An 18,875-nucleotide genomic window follows, 5' to 3' on the forward strand; every position below is an offset into this window, starting at 1 on the left:
GGTGCAGAAAATTACATGTATGTTTTGTTATGAGTGCAGGGTGGTTTCTCGTCTGGTGCATCATACTTGGGACAGATGTAAAAAAGGCTAACATATAATCGTTAGCCTTTCTGAAAACTATAAACCTAGAAGAGGTTTTATCTGACTGCACCATTCTTTGATTCGCTCGTCAGTCAGTTCTGGCTGATTATCCTCATCAATTGCCAGTCCAACAAATCTGTCGTGATCTAATAAAGGAAGAGGGCTTGTGAAGTCATAGCCAACAGTAGGCCAGAATCCGATAAAGTTTGCTCCTCTGTACTGGAAGGTCTCATAGAGCATACCCATACCGTCAAGGAAAGTATCAGGATATCCTACCTGATCACCTGTACCGAACAGTGCGACTGTCTTGCCTGTAAAGTCCATCTTCTGTAACTTAGGCATGAAGTCATTCCAGTCTTCCTGAAGCTCACCGATACTCCATGTAGAAGTACCGATAATCAGTTTCTGGTATTGTTCCATCTTGTCGCCATCTTTGCTGATATTGTAGATATCAACCTTATCAGCGCCAAGCTCATTTACAATTTTCTGGGCAACCTCACCGGTTACGCCAGTATAAGTTCCATAAAAGAGTGCTACTTCTTTCATATATAAACCGCTTAAAAATATAACCAACATGTGAATTATATTTTTTAGAGATTAAATAAAAAAGAGTTTTTGCTAACCTTTATCACTTTCGATTAAAAATGTTTAAATTCTTTGAAATGTGATTTCTGAGAGGTGAGAATCCGCTGTTTAAAGATTTGGCTTTTTATTAAAAAAACAGATAATTTCTTATATAAAAGTAAAAAAATGGCCCTTTTTCATGATTTTTTTCGAAAAAGAGCCATTTTTTTGAAAAGTAATTATTCTTCTTTGATTACAGCTTCGTATACAGCTGGAAGATTGCGGTATCTGCCATCAAAGTCCATACCGTAACCTAAGATAAAGCCCTTATCCAGCTCAAATCCATAGTAATCAATGGTAACATCTACTTCACGGCGTTCTTTTTTATTGATTAGAGCACATAACTTAACAGACTTTGCTCCACGCTCGATGAATACTTCCTTAACCTTCTTCATGGTCAGACCTGAATCAATCAGATCCTCAATGATAAGAACATTCTTACCTGCCATGTTGAATTTAACGTCTTCAATAATCTTTACAACGCCTGAAGTCTCAGTTGCACTGCCGTATGAAGATACACGCATGAAATCAAGTGAAACTCTGGTGGAATCAATATTCTTCAGCAGGTCTGAGAAGAAGATAACGGCTCCGCTTAGAACACCAACGCAAATGAAGTCCTGACCTTCGTAGTCGCGTGTAATCTGCTCACCTAGCTCTTTAACTCTCTTCTGAATCTGCTCTGCAGTAAATACTGGCTTTAATTCCTGAATTGTAATCATAATGAAAACTCCAGACAGGCTGTTCCTGTAGGTTATATTCTGGCAGAGAGGATCGCTCTCGTACCTGTAAAAATCTCTGTCTTATCACAATAGTATGGTTTACTATCGGAAAATTTGAAGGGCTAATTATAGCACCATTGGGCTGATAAATCGAAAAATGTGATGAAAATTACAATATTTTAACCTAACACACAGGATTATATGGTTTTAATTACGATAGGTTAGTCATGAATTGAATTAGAAATGGGCTATGAAACTTTACTTTACTAACCTAATTAAAAAAATCCTCAGCACTGGCTGAGGATTAGTTCAACATCTCAAATTACACATTAAATATGTAAGGAGTGAGTAATTAAGCCTGAACTGTAGCGTTCTGCTCGGTAAATACGTAAGGACCTTCACCGTATTTGTTAGCTCCCTGAGTACCAGGGAAGATGAAGTAGATTGAAAGGGCAATACCGCCAATTGCACCAATAATCATAAGGAACATGCCGAAGTACATCATTCCGCTGCTTGATGCAGCGATACCGATTCCCATAATTACAGCTCCAACTAGAATGAACAGAGTTGGGCCAAGCAGTAACCAGCCGCTTCTGCCAAGATCATGACAGCGTCTGATTGCTACTGTAAATGTAGGAACCATAAGTGCTACAGAAAGCAGAATTCCTAAGTAAGGAATAAAGTTGAAGATAAAGTTTGCTATGTAGCAGAACAGCGCAAACCACCAGTACTCTGAGCGACTGGCTCTACCCTGAATAGAAAAGCATTTCTGCAATAAGCAGGTTTTGATGGATTCAACGAAAGTCATATATTTCCCCAAACTTTCAATGTGATTGTTAAATACCTCATAAGTAATTGCCTGCAACTGAAAATGTCTGTTTGAAAATAATTTTAATTATTATGTATTGATGAATTAAAATTTTTTACATTTTAGGTTGCGCCATGACTTTACTCTCTGAAAATTAGCGCAAAATTAGATATAGTAAATTCAGTATATATGCACTTTTATAGATGTGATTAATATAAAAATAATTCTTAACAAGAATAATTCTCAATAAGTAAAAATTATTATACAAATACAGGGATCATGTATGTGAACAGTAATTTTTTTTCCAGAGCGTGAGAATTTAATCATGGTAAATCGACAGCCATTTCTTTATTATTTCCTCACGTTCTTTTTAATTTAGAGATAGTTATATGAGCAGTTTTATTGTAGATGAAAGCAAGTTCATGATTTCAGATGAAGAAAGTAATGCTTTTTTTACATCTGAGTATAAGCTTGCATCTGGCATTGTTATCGGTGAACTTGAAGATGAGTCTGATTCATGGCAGCTTTATATAAGTGCTGACGGCAGACATTACATTCTGGCTGTCCTTCCTGAGCTTCATGATAAATGGGTTGCATCAAGACTTCTTAAAGACAGAGATTTTGAGTGTATTGAAGTAGATTCAAGAAAGATTTACCTTCTGTTTTCATCATCAGTTCACAGAGTTACAAGACTAACCAATATCAGAATCAATAAGTCTCTGCGTTATGCTTATGCTCTTTTCTCTGCTTTTATTCATACAAGACAGCTTGATCTTGATTCAAATCTTAGAGACGGTCTGTATTTTGAATCCCGTTCCGTTATTCTTCCAACATACTCTCTTGTAGGAAAGGTCTCAGACAGATGTCTTTTTGAAAATGCTCTAAGAGGTAAGAATGATCCTGAGAAGCTGACTGCACCTGATGGTCTTAATGATTCAGTCTCATACTTCTATTTCAGAAAATGTCTGACTGAACACGGTTTTACTCTTAACGAGAATGAACCTCTTTTTGAAACAGGAGAGATTGTTGATGATTTCCTGCTTGGAGAAGAGAGTAATTCAATGATTACAGCTCCACTTATTATCAGAGATCACTATCAGCTTTTTGATACAACATCAGACAGCTACATTCTGATGATTGACAGTCTGTGGGGAGAAGCTCTGATATCTTCAAATATTGTTAATCAGATTCAGATGAATTCCTTCCCTATAAATTCAAAGAGATATTTCGTCTTATCCTTCAAAAAGGATCAGATCATTGAGTGTATGAATGACAGACACGGTGGTCTTAACAAGGAGAATGCTTTCGAACTTACAGAGGCAATCAGAAGAACCAGAACTCTTCTTCCTGAGTGCGATCTTACCAGTGCACTTTATATCCAGAAGCTTGGATATCTGCTGCCAGAGAAGTTTACCAATGCTGATAATACAAATGACAGGGAACTTCTGGTTGACTGTCTGTCACATGGCCCATTTGCAATGGCTCCTCTGATGGATGATATCAATCACGATCTGGTGACAATTCTGGTTCACCAGTAACAATCTCTTCAAGCAAAAAAAAACGGCCACAAAATGTGGCCGTGATTGTAAGTAATCATTAACTATTCTTCTTCTTTTGCCTCATTTATCTGAGAAACAAGTTTCTCCTGATGAATCTTAGCTTTTTCCTGTTTTACATCTGCAGGAACATACTTGGTGAAGTATCTCATGATCAGAACGAAGAATACAGGAACATAGAAGATTGCAAGAACTGTAGCTGTCAGCATACCACCGATAACGCAGATACCGATTTCGTTACGTCCTGCGGCACCAGCACCAGATGATACTGCAAGAGGAAGCACACCCAGAATAAATGCCATAGAAGTCATAATAATTGGGCGGAAACGAAGTCTTGCTGCATGCACAACTGCCTCGGTCAGTCTTTCACCTCGGTCATACAGATCTTTTGCGAATTCCACAATCAGAATTGCGTTCTTAGATGCAAGACCCACTGTGGTCAGAAGTCCAACCTGGAAGTATACGTCGTTGGTTAGCGAAGTAATAAATGGAACGTACTGTGTCAGGACAGCTGCACCAATTGCACCGATAATACCTAAAGGTACAACCAGCATAACAGCAAAAGGAATTGACCAGCTTTCGTACAGTGCTGCCAGAGATAGGAAAACAACCAGCAGTGATACTAAGTAAAGCATAGGTCCCTGAGCACCAGCCAGTCTTTCCTGATAGGATACGCCTGACCATGAAATGCCATAGCCTGGAGGCAGAACTTCCTTAGCGATTCGTTCCATCTCATCCATAGCCTGACCAGAGGATACTCCCGGAACAGCAGAACCCTGAATTTCCATTGCAGACAGACCGTTGAATCTTTCCAGACGTGGTGAACCGTATGTCCACTCCATGGTTACGAAAGCACTGAATGGAACCATGCTGCCATTGTTGCTCTTTACGTACCACTTCTTCAGATCGTTCTCTGTCATACGATCTTTTGCCATACCCTGGATATAGACTTTTTTAACACGGTTTCTATCCATGAAGTTATCGGTATAAGAGGAACCCCATGCTGTTGAGAAGGTCTGATTAATGTCTGCAGGTGAAAGACCTAAAGACATAGCCTTTTCATAATCAATTTTAATTTTCAGCTGAGGTGTGTCATCCATACCGTTGGCACGAACCTGAGTTAGCATCTTTGACTGAGATGCTGCATATAAAAGCTGATTTCTTGCCTCTGTCAGCTTCTCATGTCCCTGAGATGCACCATCAACAAGGAAGAAGTCGAAACCGTCTGCAGTACCTAATTCTGGAATTGCAGGAATATTGAACGCAAAGGCCAGACCATCACGAATTCCTCCTAACAGAGGCATCTGAGCGCGGTTTGAAATCATATCAGGATGCTGTGATCTTGAGGTTCTCTCAGACCAGTCCTTGAGCTTAATGAATCCCATACCGGTATTCTGTCCCTGACCTGCAAAAGAGAAGCCTGCTACGGTAAGAATACTCTCTACGTTTTCTGTTTCGGCATTCAGGAAGTAATCTGCTACCTGTTTCAGTACACCTTCGGTTTTCTCCTTGGTAGAACCTGCTGGCAGACTTACCATCGTCAGAAGCACACCCTGGTCTTCACTTGGAAGGAATGCTGTAGGAATTCTGGTGAAACCGAATACCAGTGCAACACAGATAATAGTGTAGTAAACCAGATATCTTCCGATTCTTTGAACGATTACAATCACCATGTCCTGATATTTCTTTGAAACATAGGCAAAGAACTTATTCCACAGGGCAATGATTCTGCGTACTGGCTCATATAGCTTGTCAAATCTGTAGACAATATATGTAAACAGGTTACGTTTCTTTGGCTTGTATCCTGGAGGTAAAAGGATAGTTGCACAAAGAGCTGGTGTCAGAACAATTGCGATGAATACTGACAGCACCATGGCTGATACGATGGTGATTGAGAACTGACGATAGATAATACCGGTAGAACCACCGAAAAATGCCATAGGTACAAATACTGCGGACAGAACCAGCGCAATACCAATCAGAGCACCTGTAATTTCATCCATGGATTTTACGGTTGCCTGTTTAGGTGTCAGGTTAGGTTCTTCGTGAAGAATACGTTCAACGTTCTCCACCACAACAATTGCGTCATCAACCAGAAGACCGATTGCCAGTACCAGACCGAACATGGTCAGGGTATTAATGGAGAATCCGAATGCCTGCATGATGGCAAAGGTACCTAGCAGAACAACAGGAACTGTAATGGAAGGAATCAGGGTTGCACGGAAGTTCTGCATGAACAGATACATAACTATAACAACCAGCAGAATAGCCTCGAATAATGTGTGGTATACCTCATTGATAGACACTTCGATGAATTCTGTTGTATCGTAAGGGTATGTCAGTTCAACCCAGTCAGGGAAGTACTGAGCCTTCTCATTTACGACTTCCTTTACTCTCTTAGCTGTTTCAAGCGCATTTGCTCCTGAAGCCAGCATGATAGCAAGACCGGAAGATGCTTTTCCGTTGAACTTACTGCTTGTGTTGTAAGATTCTGAACCCAGCTCAATCTTTGCTACATCCTTCAGTTTTACCTTGGTACCGTCAGGATTTACCTTAAGAAGAATGTTTTCAAACTGCTCTACGTTCTCCAGTCTCTTCTGACCTGAGATTGTATAGGTATAAAGCTGACCGGGAACAGCAGGAGTTCCACCTAGAGAACCGTATGTAACCTGAGCATTCTGAGCCTGAAGAGCAGCAGAAACTTCACCTGCTGAGATAGCGTAGTTGTTCAGTTTCTCTGGATCAAGCCATATACGCATTGCATACTGAGCACCGAAAACCTGCAGAGAACCTACACCGTCAACACGAGATAGAGGTTCTTTAAGATTTGTCTCCATGTAGTCAGAGATATCGGTTGATGTATGCTCTGTATCAGTAGCAGCTAAAGATACAATAAGCAGGAAAGCATCGGTTGACTTGGATACGTCAACACCGTTCTGCTGAACAGTTGTTGGCAGCTGTGACTGAGTCTGCTGCATCTTGTTCTGAACCTGAACCTGTGCAATATCGGCATTGGTACCTGGTTCAAATGTAATTTCGATGCTAGAGTTACCAAACGAATCGGATGATGAACTCATATACATGTAACCATCAAGACCGGTCATGTTCTGTTCGATAATCTGTGTAACAGATCTTTCAACAGTCTGAGCATCAGCGCCAGGATATGTTGATCTGATGGATACTGAAGGTGGTGCAATTGTAGGATACTGTGATACAGGCAGTGTATTAACTGCAAAAATACCTGCAAGCATAATACAGATTGCAATCACCCATGCGAAAATAGGTCGATTAATAAAAAAACGAGCCATCTGTTATTATTCCTCGTTACTATTTATTCTGCTGCTGTTGTTGAGGCTGCTGTCCGTTCTGAGGAGCCTGACCTGGAATAATAGGTGTTACAGGTACACCTGGACGGATCTTCTGGGTGTTGCTGGTGATGACCTTGTCACCTTCCTTTAATCCTTCCAGAACTACATATGCATTCTCGGTCTGAGCACCTAGCTTAACGTTGATTCTCTGAACCTGGCTCTGCTCATTTACTGCATATATATAGGTGATACCGTTGGCCTCACGCTGAACACCGTTTGCTGCAACGGTAAGCGCATTTGGCATTACACCCTGATTGATTTCGCCACGAAGGAAGATTCCTGGTAGCAGAATATGCTCTGGATTTGGAACTAAAGCTCTCAGATTAACCATGCCTGTTGACTCATCAACACTCATTTCTGCAAATTCAATGGTACCTGGATGAGCATATTTGGTTCCGTCTGACAGATAGATGTCAACAGTTGCTTTACCGTCATTTAACAGCTTGCCTTCTGTCAGATTCTTACGTAATAAGATGTTTTCCTCTGCAGTCTGACCCAGGTCAACATAAATAGGGTCCAGCTGCTGAATGGTTGTCATAGCAGTAACCTGACCTGATGAAACAAGAGCTCCCTCGGTTATATCTGAACGGCTGATTGTTCCTGTAATAGGGGCGTATACCTTTGTATATGCAAGATTGATATTAGCTGTAGCAAGGCTTGCCTCAGCTGATTTAACATTTGCGTTTGCAGTCAGGTAAGCTGCCTGCGCATCATCATAATCCTGCTTACTTACAGCCTTCTTTTCTAACAGACTTCTGTATCTTTCTGCCTTCAGTCTGCTTGAGTGAAGAGTTGCCTTTGCACTTGCGAGGGCTGCTTCAGCTGATTTTACATTTGCCTCATATACAGATGGATCAATCTGATACAGCTGATCTCCCTGTTTAACAATAGAACCTTCAACGAATAAGCGTTTTTGAAGAATTCCTGTAACCTGAGGTCTAACCTCAGCCTTACGGGTTGCGGATGCTCTTCCGGTTAGACGTGAAATAACTGCGACATCTGCCTTCTTTACCAGAGTAACGTCAACTGGTAGGGCTCCATGCTGCTGGTCTTCTGACTTACCACATCCTGCTAATGAAAGGATTGCCACTGCAATCGCACAAGGTAATATGAATTTGTTTGCTCTGAACAATAACATACACAAGGGTCCTATGGATAATGAGGTGTTATTCTTATTAATAGAGTGAAAGTTTGCATAAAATTGCAAGCTGTAATTATGCTACTTAAATCTCATTTTGTTACTAAACACAAATAAGACAATTGTATGTCTATTGTAGAAAAACTCGTAATTTTTTCAAACTGTTATGTTTTTTGGTGAAAAAAAAGCGCATTTATTATGTTGTCGCATTTTTATCGATATTTTTTTATTTTGAGAGCTAACTTATGCATTGTAAAAGCAATTCTTGATAAGAATTTCCTATAAACATTGACAAATGAGGTAGATTTCATAAAATTTCAGATAGATTTACATACAGAATTTTGAATTTTGTTCATATATATAAGGTGGTTTTATGCCTCGCAGAACTCAGGAAGATTCTCTAGCAACCAGAAAAAAAATCTTAGAGAGTGCTCAAAGACTTTTTACCCGTAGAGGCTATGAAAGAACCAGTCTATCCGATATAGCAAAATATGCAGGTGTTACCAGAGGTGCAATCTACTGGCATTTTGAAAATAAGGAAGAACTCTTGGTAAATCTGATGGACTTCATTGATACAGAGAAGTTCTCCATCCAGCTTCTACATGATGCTGCAGATCCTGCTGAGCCGGATCCTCTATCAAAGCTTAAGACCTGTATAAAATCAATGGTAGACGAGGAAAGCAACAAGTTTATCAGTTCATCTCTGATGTCAATGATTATCTCTATTATGAACGGTTCTGCTGGAAATGATATTGTACGAGCCAAGGTTCTTGAATTTATCAAGGCAAGACATGAGCTTATGAACAAGATTTTAAGAAACTGTATTGCTAAAGGTCAGCTTCCTGCAAATCTTGCTATTGCAACTGCGGCAGAACATCTTGCTATGTTCTGTGTCGGCTTCTTCCATCAGTCAAGACTGGGATATACAGAGAATATTAAGAAACACTTTGAATATTTCATCGACAGAGAATTTGAAGAAATAAAGCTTCTTACAGTTGCTTCACTATAAATGATTTCTTATAAAAAAATACCTGACATACTAAACTATAGTCTGTCAGGTATTTTTTTACTATCCTAAACTATTTTAGAGTGCCGTCACTGTTCAGACCTACTCTTGCAGCATCAATTCCCTTTTCAGCAACAATTTTAGCTGTTGGTGGCAGTGGTTTGGGTTTTCCGTCCTTATCAACACTTACATAAATGAAGTTAGCCTCTGTAACCAGATATCTCTCTGCATGCTCATCAGTAGGGGATACAATGAATTTTTTAACCCAGATTTCCATGTGAACCTTTAGCGAGGTATTGCCAACATGTGTGCATTTTCCATAACAGCAGACAATATCTCCAACAGCTACCGGTTTTAAAAATGACATGCCCTCAACGGCTACAGTTACAACTCTTCCGTTGGCAACTTCTCTGGCAAGAAGGGCGCCTGCTATATCCATCTGTGACATAATCCATCCGCCGAAAATATCTCCAGCAGGATTAGTATCGCCTGGCATTGCAAGTGTTCTTAATAATAGGTTTCCTACAGGAGGATGTTCTCTTTGTAAGCAGTTATCCATGATATACTTCTACCTAAATCTTTTTTTATATTAATAGTATTGCTGACTGTATCATTATAGAAAATTTTGCGCGACGGGATATTTTCAAAGTGTTAACTGAAATTGATTTTTCTTCTCAGCAGGAACACCTGAGAAATGTTTCAAGAACATTTGCTCTTACGATTCCTATGCTCCCAGAGGCATTAATTGATTATATATCAAATGCTTATCTTTTATGTAGAATTGCTGACACCGTAGAGGATGATCCTAAGGCACAGGTAGAAAAGAAAATCTCATGGTTAAAGTCTTTTTCTCTATTCTGTAAAGAAGGCTTTAATGATGAGATGGAGCTTTTAAAACTTCATAAACAGGCTGTTGATCTGGTTCATGATGGAGCTGTGGATAAGGAATTTGCCTTAATCGAGGATATGCCTGCAGTAATTAAAAGAACTCTAGGCTTTCCTATCAAGGTTAGAAACATCCTTTCAAAGGGAGTTTCAATCCTGTCGCTTGGTATGTCCAGATCTCTTGAAGGTACAGAGATTAGAAATATAAATGATGTAGATCATTACTGTTATTATGTTGCCGGTGTCGTAGGTGAACTTCTTGCTGCTCTATTTTCCGAGCATAATCATGATATAGATAAGAAGGCTCTGATGGATCTCTCTGTAAGTTTTGGAGAAGGTCTTCAGCTTACAAATATTCTCAAGGACAGACTTGTAGATAAGGATAGAGATGCCTGTTTCCTACCTATAGCCAGGGATGGCTCTAATTCAGCCGAGGTTATAAAGGAATATCTTGCCATCTGTCAGGGACACCTTGATGATGCACTGAGTTTTATTCTCAGGATCCCTACAAAAGAAAGTGGAATAAGATTATTCTGTCTGCTCAACATTGCTATGGCAACTGCAACCTTGAAACTTCTCAATGATGCAGATCCTGAAACAGACAGGATTGTTAAAATTTCAAGAAAGACCGTCAAAATACTTTATATTTTAAGTAAAATGGTCGTGAAGAATAATTTTCTTACAAGGATGTTCTTTTATTATATAAGTCGTGGGGTTAAAAGAACAAAGCGAGATCCTCATGAACTGCGTAACAGAGTATCCTGCTGGGAAAGATTGCCTTTTTAATTAAGGATTGATTGATGTTTAAGAATGCGTTTAAAGTTGTTCTGACTTTATTAGTCTGTGTCTTATTTGCAAACAGTGTTAATGCAAAGGAATACAAACTTGGTACTGATTATAAGATTGTAACTGAGAATATAACCACTACTCCTCAGATCAGGGAGTTTTTCTCATTCTTCTGTTCTCACTGTTTTGCTCTTGATCCAAGTTTTAACGAGATTAAAAAGGCTTTTGAGGGTAAGGCCGAGTATATATACAATCCAGTCGGAATCATTGGCGGAGATGTTGGTGTAGAAACTCAGAGAGCCTATGCTGTTGCCTTGAATATCGGCATTGGCGAGGAATTTAGAGAAGAGCTTTTTGAAAGAATTCATGTAAAAGAGCAGTATCCTGAAGATCCTTCATATTTTGCAGATCTGTTTGAAAGCCTTGGTGTTTCAAAAGACCGCTATGAGCAGGAATCAAAGTCATTTATTACTGCAGCCAAGATTTCAGAGTTTGACAGATATACCAAGGAATATGGCATTGAGGCTGTTCCTGAGATTGTTGTTAACGGAAAGTATCTGGCAATGACAGATAATATTGATACAGCAGAACAGTACATTGATCTGATTAAATACCTGCTGACTCTAAAGTAGAAAAACAAAAAGGCTAAACATCTTCGTTTAGCCTTACTCCATTTTTTCCTTATCTTATTTCTTTAATAAAATCCTGATAATTCAATCTGTTTTTTACCTTTACCAGTGTTCCCTTAGGTACCACAAACTCACTTAGTCCAATGTTGTTTTTAGAGTAATGGTTCCAGTCATAACTGTATCCAAGCTGAGTGAATGGGAATCCTGGACTTGACTTATATGCTCTGTCTTTCTGTTCTTCGAACCATTTTCTGTATTCTGAATCTGTATTTGCCGGAAACTCAAGTGAGGCTACTCTGTCACAGGTTTCTCGGTCTTTGGATGGCCTGAAAACTGACTCTGCATCCGCATAGAATTCAACCATTACAGAATTTGTTGAATCACCGGGCATTCCCAGCAGCTGCAGCATTCTGATTTTTTTTGCTTTATCGTTAAGTCCAGCAAACTCATCCTTAAATTTTTTCCATTCGGAAGGAACACTGACCCAGCAGTCAACCCTAACCGTAAATGCATCATTGGACATCCAGTACTTGAGAACCTCTTCTTTTATGAGCGTAGTTACAAGCACCATTTTCTTATTGTTAACGGTAATCCATTCCTGTTGTGAATTATCTTCGGGGGATTTGATTTCCGTAAGTCCGTTGTATATTCTGCTTTGTGCCGGAATGACAGCATCTATAACTGCATTCTGGTAATCACAGGAAAGCAGGTATGAATTTTCATAATAATCGCGACTTCCTGCAGAAATATCTGAAGATGTATGTGTGCAGGCTGATAAAACTAGGATCAGGGAACAAAACAGAGTGATTATTTTCATATTTTGGCTCAAATTAGACAAAAGACAGCCAGAGTCAGATAAAGTTTATGCTTAAATAATAAAAGAAAAAAAATACCTATATTGATAGATATGTCATAGAAACGAGTACGTCATCATTTTGGAGCCTTTTCGCAGTTTGTTTTCGTTCTACATTTTTATTTGAGTTTCCTGGAAGGAGTTTCTTATGCGTGATATGTCACTATCTTTTGACAAAATAATTTCTGGCTTCAAATGGAACAGATCTCCAAAAGACTATGTTCTAAAAGATAATCAGATCCTGATTACAACAGCTCCTCATACAGATCTCTGGCAACGAACCTACTATCATTTTCAGAACGATAATGCGCCTGTTTTTCAGATGGATTCAGATGAACTGTTTTTCTCCTTTATCGTTAAAACTGAGTTCATGGATAGTCACCACAGATTTGATCAGTGCGGTGTGGTTCTATATCTTGACGGAGAAAACTGGGCAAAGGCTTCTGTTGAATTTGAAAACTCTGAATTTTCTCACCTTGGAAGTGTTGTAACTAATCATGGTTATTCTGATTGGGCAACAACAGAAATATCTTCTGACGTGAAAAGCATGTGGTACCGCCTAAGCAGAAGAGAGGATGATTTCTGTATAGAATGTTCAGATGACGGACTTAAATGGAAACAGATGCGGATTTTTCATTTGTTTGAAGCAAATAAGAAAATCAGATTCGGAATATATGCCTGTTCTCCTGAGGAGTCTTCATTCACTGCTGTATTCAGTGAAATGCGTCTTTGTGAGTGTGCCTGGAAAGCTCATGATGGTCAAAAGCCAGATTAAAAAAAGAGATACCTTGTGTGTAAGGTATCTCCATTTCAAATATCTTAAAAAAACAATAAATCTGGCTTATTGTTTACTGCTCTGTTCCTTATAATCAGCTTCCATCTGATCTATAACAAGATCTTTCTTCTCCCACAGCTCACGCAGATACATGGTGAAGTCGTGCTTGAAGGTCTTATCCTCAAGGTAGTTACCGCGCAGACGATCGTTCTTTTCAAGAATTTCAATGTTTACATAAACATTCTTGATTCTGCCGAACATCATATCCATGAATGCTCCTTTGGAGTTCTCTGGATAGTAGAATGTGGTGTTGAAGATATACTCAACCTCATCGTAAATCTCTGATAAGGCAACTCCCAAAGATGCAGCCTTTGGTGGCATAAGATGTCTGTAGGTGGATTTTGCCTTTTTGGCTTTTTCCGGGGTGTAACGTGTTCCCTCACAGAAGTTGATAAGTGAGGATGGGAATTTAACCAGCTCACGGCAGACCTTCTTGGTGGTCTCAACATCCTTGGTTCTTAGGGCTGGATTCTTTAAAAGCTTCTCTTTTGGATATCTTTTGAGAAAAGGCATACCAAGGGTATAGCAGGCAAGTCCTACAAAAGGAATATAGATAAGATTCTGCTTCATGAAGAATTTAGTGATTGGAATTCTTCCTCCATATACGGCACCGATAAAAAGAATATCAAGCCAGCTTATATGGTTTGACAGAACAATGCAGGATTTACGTGTAGATGGGATCTCGTCTCCTGTTATATGCCATCTGATGTCATTTGTAAGAGACATGAGCATTCTGTTATCAACAACCCATATTTTATATAGATAGTAGTTACAGCTATCTACAAATTTCTTGATGAAATCAAATGGCAGAAGAATCTTTACTATTCCCAGTAGCAGAATAGGTGTGGCGATCAGGATTACATTAAATGCAATCAGTAAGCTGTTAATAATAAACAGCAGTGGGCCAGGTAAAAAAGACAACATATTTTTATATAACCTTTGGTATTGGATAATTGAGCTCACATTCTACCACTTTTTGAGCATAATTTTATTTTTGCAAAAAAAGGAACATAATATTAACTATGTTTCATTTTTTGAGATATAATCGATCTAACAATCGAATTCATAAAATTGCTTCAGACCATGATTTATTTGGCAAAAATGGTTTGAACAAGATGATAGACTTTTCAGAACTTATGTTCAGTTGAAATTAACAAAAGGGGATTAAAAATGAACTCAGATGCAACTAAGTTTATATGGTTCAACGGAAAAATGGTTCCATGGGCAGATGCTAAGGTACACGTTACTGCTCACGCTCTTCACTATGGTTCAGCTGTGTTTGAGGGAATTCGTGCTTACAAGACTGCAAAGGGCCCTCAGATTTTCCGTCTGAAGGAGCACATTGACAGATTATTCAACTCAGCAAAGATCTACAGATTCCCTGTTGCTCAGACTAAAGAAGAAATCATGGATGCCTGCAAGAAGGTAATCACTGAGAACGATCTTGAATTTGGTTACATCCGTCCTCTGATCTTCATGGGTGAAGTTGGTCTTGGAGTTAAGTTCAAGAAAGGTGTAAACGCTGACGCTATGGTTTGTGCTCTTCCTTGGGGTGCTTACTTAGGTGAGGAAGGTCTTAAGAAAGGTATTAAGGCATGTGTTTCTTCATGGCGTCGTCTCGCTCCTGATACAATTCCTACAGAGGCTAAGGCTGCCGGTAACTATCTGTCATCAATTCTGATCGCCAATGAGTGCACCAACAACGGTTATACCGAGGCAATCGCTCTAGATTCAAACGGTTATGTATCAGAAGGTTCAGGTGAGAACGTATTCTTTGTTAAGGATAACGTAATCTACACCGCTCCAACCACAGCTGGTCTGCTACCAGGTATTACCCGTGATGCTGTTATCAAGGTAGCTCAGGATTTAGGCTATGAGGTTCGTACTCAGCCTCTTCCTCGCGAGTTTGTTTACCTGGCTGACGAAATGTTCTTTACCGGTACCGCTGCAGAGATTACCCCAATTGCTTCTGTTGACGGCATCGATGTTGGTCAAGGTTACAGAGGTCCTGTTACCGAGAAGCTTCAGAACGCATTCTTCGCAATCGTAAGAGGCGAGACTGAGGATAAGTATGGCTGGCTAACCCCTTGCAAAGCCTAATAAAAACAATAAAGACTGCTCCTTTAATGGAGCAGTTCTGTCTGATAACAATAAATCACATGCATCAGTAAAAATGCGCAGATAAAAAGGAAACCGCATATGTCAAACAACTATCGTTCTAAGGTAACCTACGAAGGGAAAATAATGGCCGGTGCCCGTGCATTGTGGAAAGCAACCGGTGTAAAGGATAGTGATTTTGGAAAGCCAATTATTGCGGTTGCAAACTCTTTTACACAGTTTGTTCCAGGTCATGTTCATCTACACGAAATCGGTCAGCTGGTTGTTAAGGAAATTGAAAAGGCAGGTGGTATTGCCAAAGAATTCAATACCATTGCGGTTGATGACGGTATTGCAATGGGCCACACCGGCATGCTTTATTCTCTTCCAAGCCGCGATATTATTGCTGACTCAGTTGAATACATGGTAAATGCTCATAAGGCTGATGCTCTGGTATGTATTTCAAACTGCGATAAAGTAACTCCTGGCATGCTGATGGCTTCAATGAGACTGAATATTCCTGTAATCTTTGTTTCAGGCGGTCCTATGGAAGCTGGTCGTATGGATGGCTGTGATCACAAGGTTGATCTGATTGATGCCATGATCGTTTCAGCAGAACCAAATGTTACTGATGAAGAGGTTCGTGCGGTTGAATCTGCTGCATGTCCAACCTGCGGTTCATGCTCAGGTATGTTTACCGCAAACTCAATGAATTCACTGACCGAGGCTTTAGGCTTATCACTGCCTGGCAACGGTTCACTTGTTGCAACTCACGAATACAGAAAGCAGCTGTTTGTTAAGGCTGCTCAGAGAATTGTGGAAATGGCCAAGGCTCATTACGAGCATGGTGACAATTCTGTACTTCCACGATCAATTGCAACCAAGAACACTTTTGAAAATGCTATGAGCCTTGATATTGCAATGGGCGGTTCAACCAATACCGTTCTGCATCTTCTGGCTGTAGCTCAGGAAGCCGGTGTTGATTTCACCATGGCAGACATTGACAGATTATCAAGAAAGGTTCCTCATATCTGTAAGATGTCTCCTTCAACTCCTCTGTGGCACATGGAAGACCTTCACAATGCCGGTGGTATCATGAATATCATGGCACAGCTTAAGAAAAAGGGACTTCTTCACGAGGACTCAAGAACTGTTCTGGGAATGTCTATCGGTGAGCAGATCGACAAGTATGATCTTGAAAAATCACCTTCAGAGGAAGTTAAGCAGTTCTACAAGGCATGTGCCGGTGGAAAGTACAACATCAAGGCTTTCTCTCAGAATAACACCACAGATAAGCTTGATACTGACAGAGTTAACGGCTGTATCCATGACGTTGACCACGCCTACTCTAAGGATGGTGGTCTTGCTGTTCTATACGGTAATCTTGCAGAGAACGGCTGTATTGTTAAAACAGCCGGTGTTGATTCATCAATCCTGAAGTTTGTTGGTCCTGCAAGAATATTCGAAAGCCAGGAAGATGGAGTAGAGGGTATTTTAGGCGGTAAGGTTAAGGAAGGCGATGTTGTAATCATTCGTTATGAGGGACCTCGTGGCGGTCCAGGTATGCAGGAGATGCTATACCCAACCTCATATATAAAGTCAGTTGGTTTAGGAAAGAAATGTGCTCTTGTAACCGACGGAAGATTCTCTGGTGGTTCATCAGGTCTTTCAATCGGACATGTTTCTCCTGAGGCTGCAAATGGTGGAAATATCGGACTATTAGAAGAAAACGATTTAATCGAAATCGATATTCCAAACAGAACCATTCGTATGGCTGTTTCAGACGAGGAACTTGCAGCAAGACGTGCAAAGATGGAAGCAAAGGGGAAGAATGCATGGCAGCCTGTTAACCGTGACCGAGAGATTACTTTTGCTCTTAAGGCTTACGGTAAACTTGCATCAAGTGCAGATAAAGGCGGCGTGCGTGACCGCAGTAAACTAGAAGGTCTATAGTATATGGCAGAAAAACAGTTAGATGCTCAGGGCTATCTTAAGAAAACTCTTTTAGCCCGTATTTATGATTTAGTTAAGGTTACACCTCTGCAGAGTCTTGATTCACTGTCATCAAGACTTGGTGTAAATGTACTATTAAAAAGAGAAGATTATCAGAAGATCCATTCTTTCAAGCTTCGCGGTGCATATCATAAGATCAAGAATCTTGATGAGGCTGCCTTAAAGTCCGGTATTATTACCGCATCTGCCGGTAACCATGCACAGGGCGTTGCTCTTTCAGCAAAGAAACTTGGAATCAAGGCTGTAATTGTAATGCCTACAACTACACCTGATCTTAAGATTGATGCTGTAAGAAACTATGGTGCAGAAGTGGTTCTTTATGGTGACAGCTTCAATGAGTCATATGATTATGCTCAGCAGCTGTCAAAAAAGAAGAATCTGACCATGATTCCTCCTTACGATGATCCTGATGTTATCGCAGGTCAGGGCACAATCGCTCATGAAATCATCGGACAGTGTGACAGCATTGATACCATTTATGTACAGATCGGCGGTGGCGGTCTTGCTGCCGGTATTGCAGCTTATATCAAGGCAATTCTTCCTCACATCAAGGTTATCGGTGTTGAGGCTGAAGGTTCTGCATGTATGAAGGCTGCTCTAAAGGCTGGTTCTCCTGTTGATATCGGTTATGTTTCCCACTTTGCTGACGGTGTTGCTGTAAGCAAGGCTGGTACAGAGACATTCAGAGTACTGAGCAAGTATCTTGATGACATCATTACCTGTTCAAATGATGAGATCTGTGCTGCCATGAAGGATATCTTTGATGATACCCGTGCTATTGCAGAGCCAAGTGGAGCCTTATCTCTTGCTGGTCTTAAGAAATACGTTCGCGAGAACAACATCAAGTCTGGCAATCATATTGCAATTCTGTCTGGTGCCAATGTTAAGTTCCATTCATTACGTATGGTTGCAGAGCGCTGTGACGTTGGTGAGATGTCTGAGGGCATTCTGTCTGTTGAAATTCCAGAGAAGATCGGAGCCTTCCTTGACCTGGTCAAGTCTTTAGGCGACCGTGTGGTAACAGAATTTAGTTACAGATATAATACTGAAGACAGAGCACGTGTATTTGCATCAGTTGAACTTACTGAGGGTAAGAAAGAGCTTAACGATATCTGTAAGTCTCTAAAGAAGAATGGATATCTGGTTACTGACCTTACCGACGATGGTCTTGCAAAGGATCATATCCGTTATATGGTTGGCGGACATCCTTCATCAAAGCTTAATGAAAGACTGTTCTTATTTGAGTTCCCTGCAACTTCAAATGCGCTGTTAAGATTCCTTGAAACTCTGGGAGATTCATATAATATTACTCTGTTCCACTTCCGTATTACCGGTCTGGAGTTCTGCTCAGTACTGTGCGGACTGGATGTTACTGATAAGGAAGAGGGCGTAAATGAGTTTATCAAGGCTATTAACTACCCTGTAGAAGAGGTAACCTCAAATACAGCTTATCAGCAGCTTGTAAGGTAATTATTTA

The 18,875-nt window shown here is 40.1% G+C and carries 16 protein-coding genes; 8 read left to right on the forward strand and 8 right to left on the reverse strand.

Annotated elements, in window-relative coordinates; genetic code table 11:
* Positions 1-117 precede the first annotated feature (117 nt).
* From B5D46_RS00175 to B5D46_RS00185, 3 genes are all read right to left on the reverse strand, one after another.
* Entirely contained in the window at positions 118-627 is a 510-nt protein-coding gene (locus B5D46_RS00175; RefSeq protein WP_078927713.1) for a flavodoxin, read from the reverse strand.
* A gap of 257 nt (positions 628-884) precedes the next feature.
* Complete coding sequence (gene hpt / locus B5D46_RS00180; RefSeq protein ID WP_078927714.1) at positions 885-1,424, reverse strand: hypoxanthine phosphoribosyltransferase; 540 nt, start codon at positions 1,422-1,424, stop codon at positions 885-887.
* A 352-nt stretch (positions 1,425-1,776) separates the two neighbouring features.
* Entirely contained in the window at positions 1,777-2,232 is a 456-nt protein-coding gene (locus tag B5D46_RS00185; RefSeq protein WP_078927715.1) for a DUF805 domain-containing protein, read from the reverse strand.
* 389 nt (positions 2,233-2,621) lie between these two features.
* On the opposite strand from B5D46_RS00185, the gene B5D46_RS00190 reads away from it, so the two are divergent.
* Positions 2,622-3,770, forward strand: a complete 1,149-nt coding sequence (locus B5D46_RS00190; RefSeq protein WP_078927716.1) for a hypothetical protein — start codon at positions 2,622-2,624, stop codon at positions 3,768-3,770.
* 62 nt (positions 3,771-3,832) lie between these two features.
* Here the strand turns inward: B5D46_RS00190 and B5D46_RS00195 are convergent, their stop codons facing one another.
* Both B5D46_RS00195 and B5D46_RS00200 read right to left on the reverse strand, forming a co-directional pair.
* Entirely contained in the window at positions 3,833-7,096 is a 3,264-nt protein-coding gene (locus B5D46_RS00195; protein WP_078927717.1) for an efflux RND transporter permease subunit, read from the reverse strand.
* 19 nt (positions 7,097-7,115) lie between these two features.
* A complete protein-coding gene (locus tag B5D46_RS00200; RefSeq protein ID WP_078927718.1) occupies positions 7,116-8,294 on the reverse strand; it encodes an efflux RND transporter periplasmic adaptor subunit in 1,179 nt (392 codons plus the stop codon).
* Between the two features lie 373 nt (positions 8,295-8,667).
* Here B5D46_RS00200 and B5D46_RS12420 point away from each other — a divergent pair, with 373 nt between their 5' ends.
* Positions 8,668-9,303, forward strand: coding sequence for a TetR family transcriptional regulator (locus tag B5D46_RS12420; protein WP_078927719.1), 636 nt, complete (start codon positions 8,668-8,670; stop codon positions 9,301-9,303).
* A gap of 70 nt (positions 9,304-9,373) precedes the next feature.
* Here B5D46_RS12420 and yciA read toward each other — a convergent pair whose 3' ends face one another.
* A complete protein-coding gene (gene yciA, locus B5D46_RS00210) occupies positions 9,374-9,859 on the reverse strand; it encodes an acyl-CoA thioester hydrolase YciA (protein WP_031490663.1) in 486 nt (161 codons plus the stop codon).
* Positions 9,860-9,948: 89 nt separating this feature from the next.
* On the opposite strand from yciA, the gene B5D46_RS00215 reads away from it, so the two are divergent.
* The gene (locus B5D46_RS00215; RefSeq protein WP_078927720.1) at positions 9,949-10,971 is read left to right on the forward strand and encodes a squalene/phytoene synthase family protein; all 1,023 of its coding nucleotides are present in this window, start codon (positions 9,949-9,951) and stop codon (positions 10,969-10,971) included.
* A 14-nt stretch (positions 10,972-10,985) separates the two neighbouring features.
* The gene (locus tag B5D46_RS00220) at positions 10,986-11,603 is read left to right on the forward strand and encodes a DsbA family protein (RefSeq protein ID WP_078927721.1); all 618 of its coding nucleotides are present in this window, start codon (positions 10,986-10,988) and stop codon (positions 11,601-11,603) included.
* Between the two features lie 49 nt (positions 11,604-11,652).
* Here the strand turns inward: B5D46_RS00220 and B5D46_RS00225 are convergent, their stop codons facing one another.
* Positions 11,653-12,417, reverse strand: a complete 765-nt coding sequence (locus tag B5D46_RS00225; RefSeq protein ID WP_078927722.1) for a hypothetical protein — start codon at positions 12,415-12,417, stop codon at positions 11,653-11,655.
* 184 nt (positions 12,418-12,601) lie between these two features.
* Between B5D46_RS00225 and B5D46_RS00230 the strand changes: the two genes are divergently transcribed.
* Positions 12,602-13,228: a DUF1349 domain-containing protein gene (locus B5D46_RS00230; RefSeq protein WP_234973797.1), complete on the forward strand. Its 627-nt coding sequence runs from the start codon at positions 12,602-12,604 to the stop codon at positions 13,226-13,228.
* A 66-nt stretch (positions 13,229-13,294) separates the two neighbouring features.
* Here B5D46_RS00230 and B5D46_RS00235 read toward each other — a convergent pair whose 3' ends face one another.
* Positions 13,295-14,212, reverse strand: a complete 918-nt coding sequence (locus B5D46_RS00235) for an acetyltransferase (RefSeq protein WP_078927723.1) — start codon at positions 14,210-14,212, stop codon at positions 13,295-13,297.
* Between the two features lie 246 nt (positions 14,213-14,458).
* On the opposite strand from B5D46_RS00235, the gene B5D46_RS00240 reads away from it, so the two are divergent.
* The 3 genes from B5D46_RS00240 to ilvA all read left to right on the forward strand — a co-directional run bounded on the left by B5D46_RS00240 (position 14,459) and on the right by ilvA (position 18,868).
* Complete coding sequence (locus B5D46_RS00240) at positions 14,459-15,388, forward strand: branched-chain amino acid transaminase (protein WP_031490658.1); 930 nt, start codon at positions 14,459-14,461, stop codon at positions 15,386-15,388.
* A gap of 99 nt (positions 15,389-15,487) precedes the next feature.
* Positions 15,488-17,338, forward strand: coding sequence for a dihydroxy-acid dehydratase (gene ilvD / locus B5D46_RS00245; RefSeq protein WP_078927724.1), 1,851 nt, complete (start codon positions 15,488-15,490; stop codon positions 17,336-17,338).
* A 3-nt stretch (positions 17,339-17,341) separates the two neighbouring features.
* Positions 17,342-18,868 (forward strand): threonine ammonia-lyase, biosynthetic, encoded by a 1,527-nt coding sequence (gene ilvA, locus B5D46_RS00250; RefSeq protein ID WP_078927725.1) that lies wholly within the window; start codon positions 17,342-17,344, stop codon positions 18,866-18,868.
* Positions 18,869-18,875 lie beyond the last annotated feature (7 nt).

Origin of the sequence: Succinivibrio dextrinosolvens DSM 3072 (assembly GCF_900167015.1) — a bacterium.
In the GTDB taxonomy this organism is placed as follows: domain Bacteria; phylum Pseudomonadota; class Gammaproteobacteria; order Enterobacterales; family Succinivibrionaceae; genus Succinivibrio; species Succinivibrio dextrinosolvens.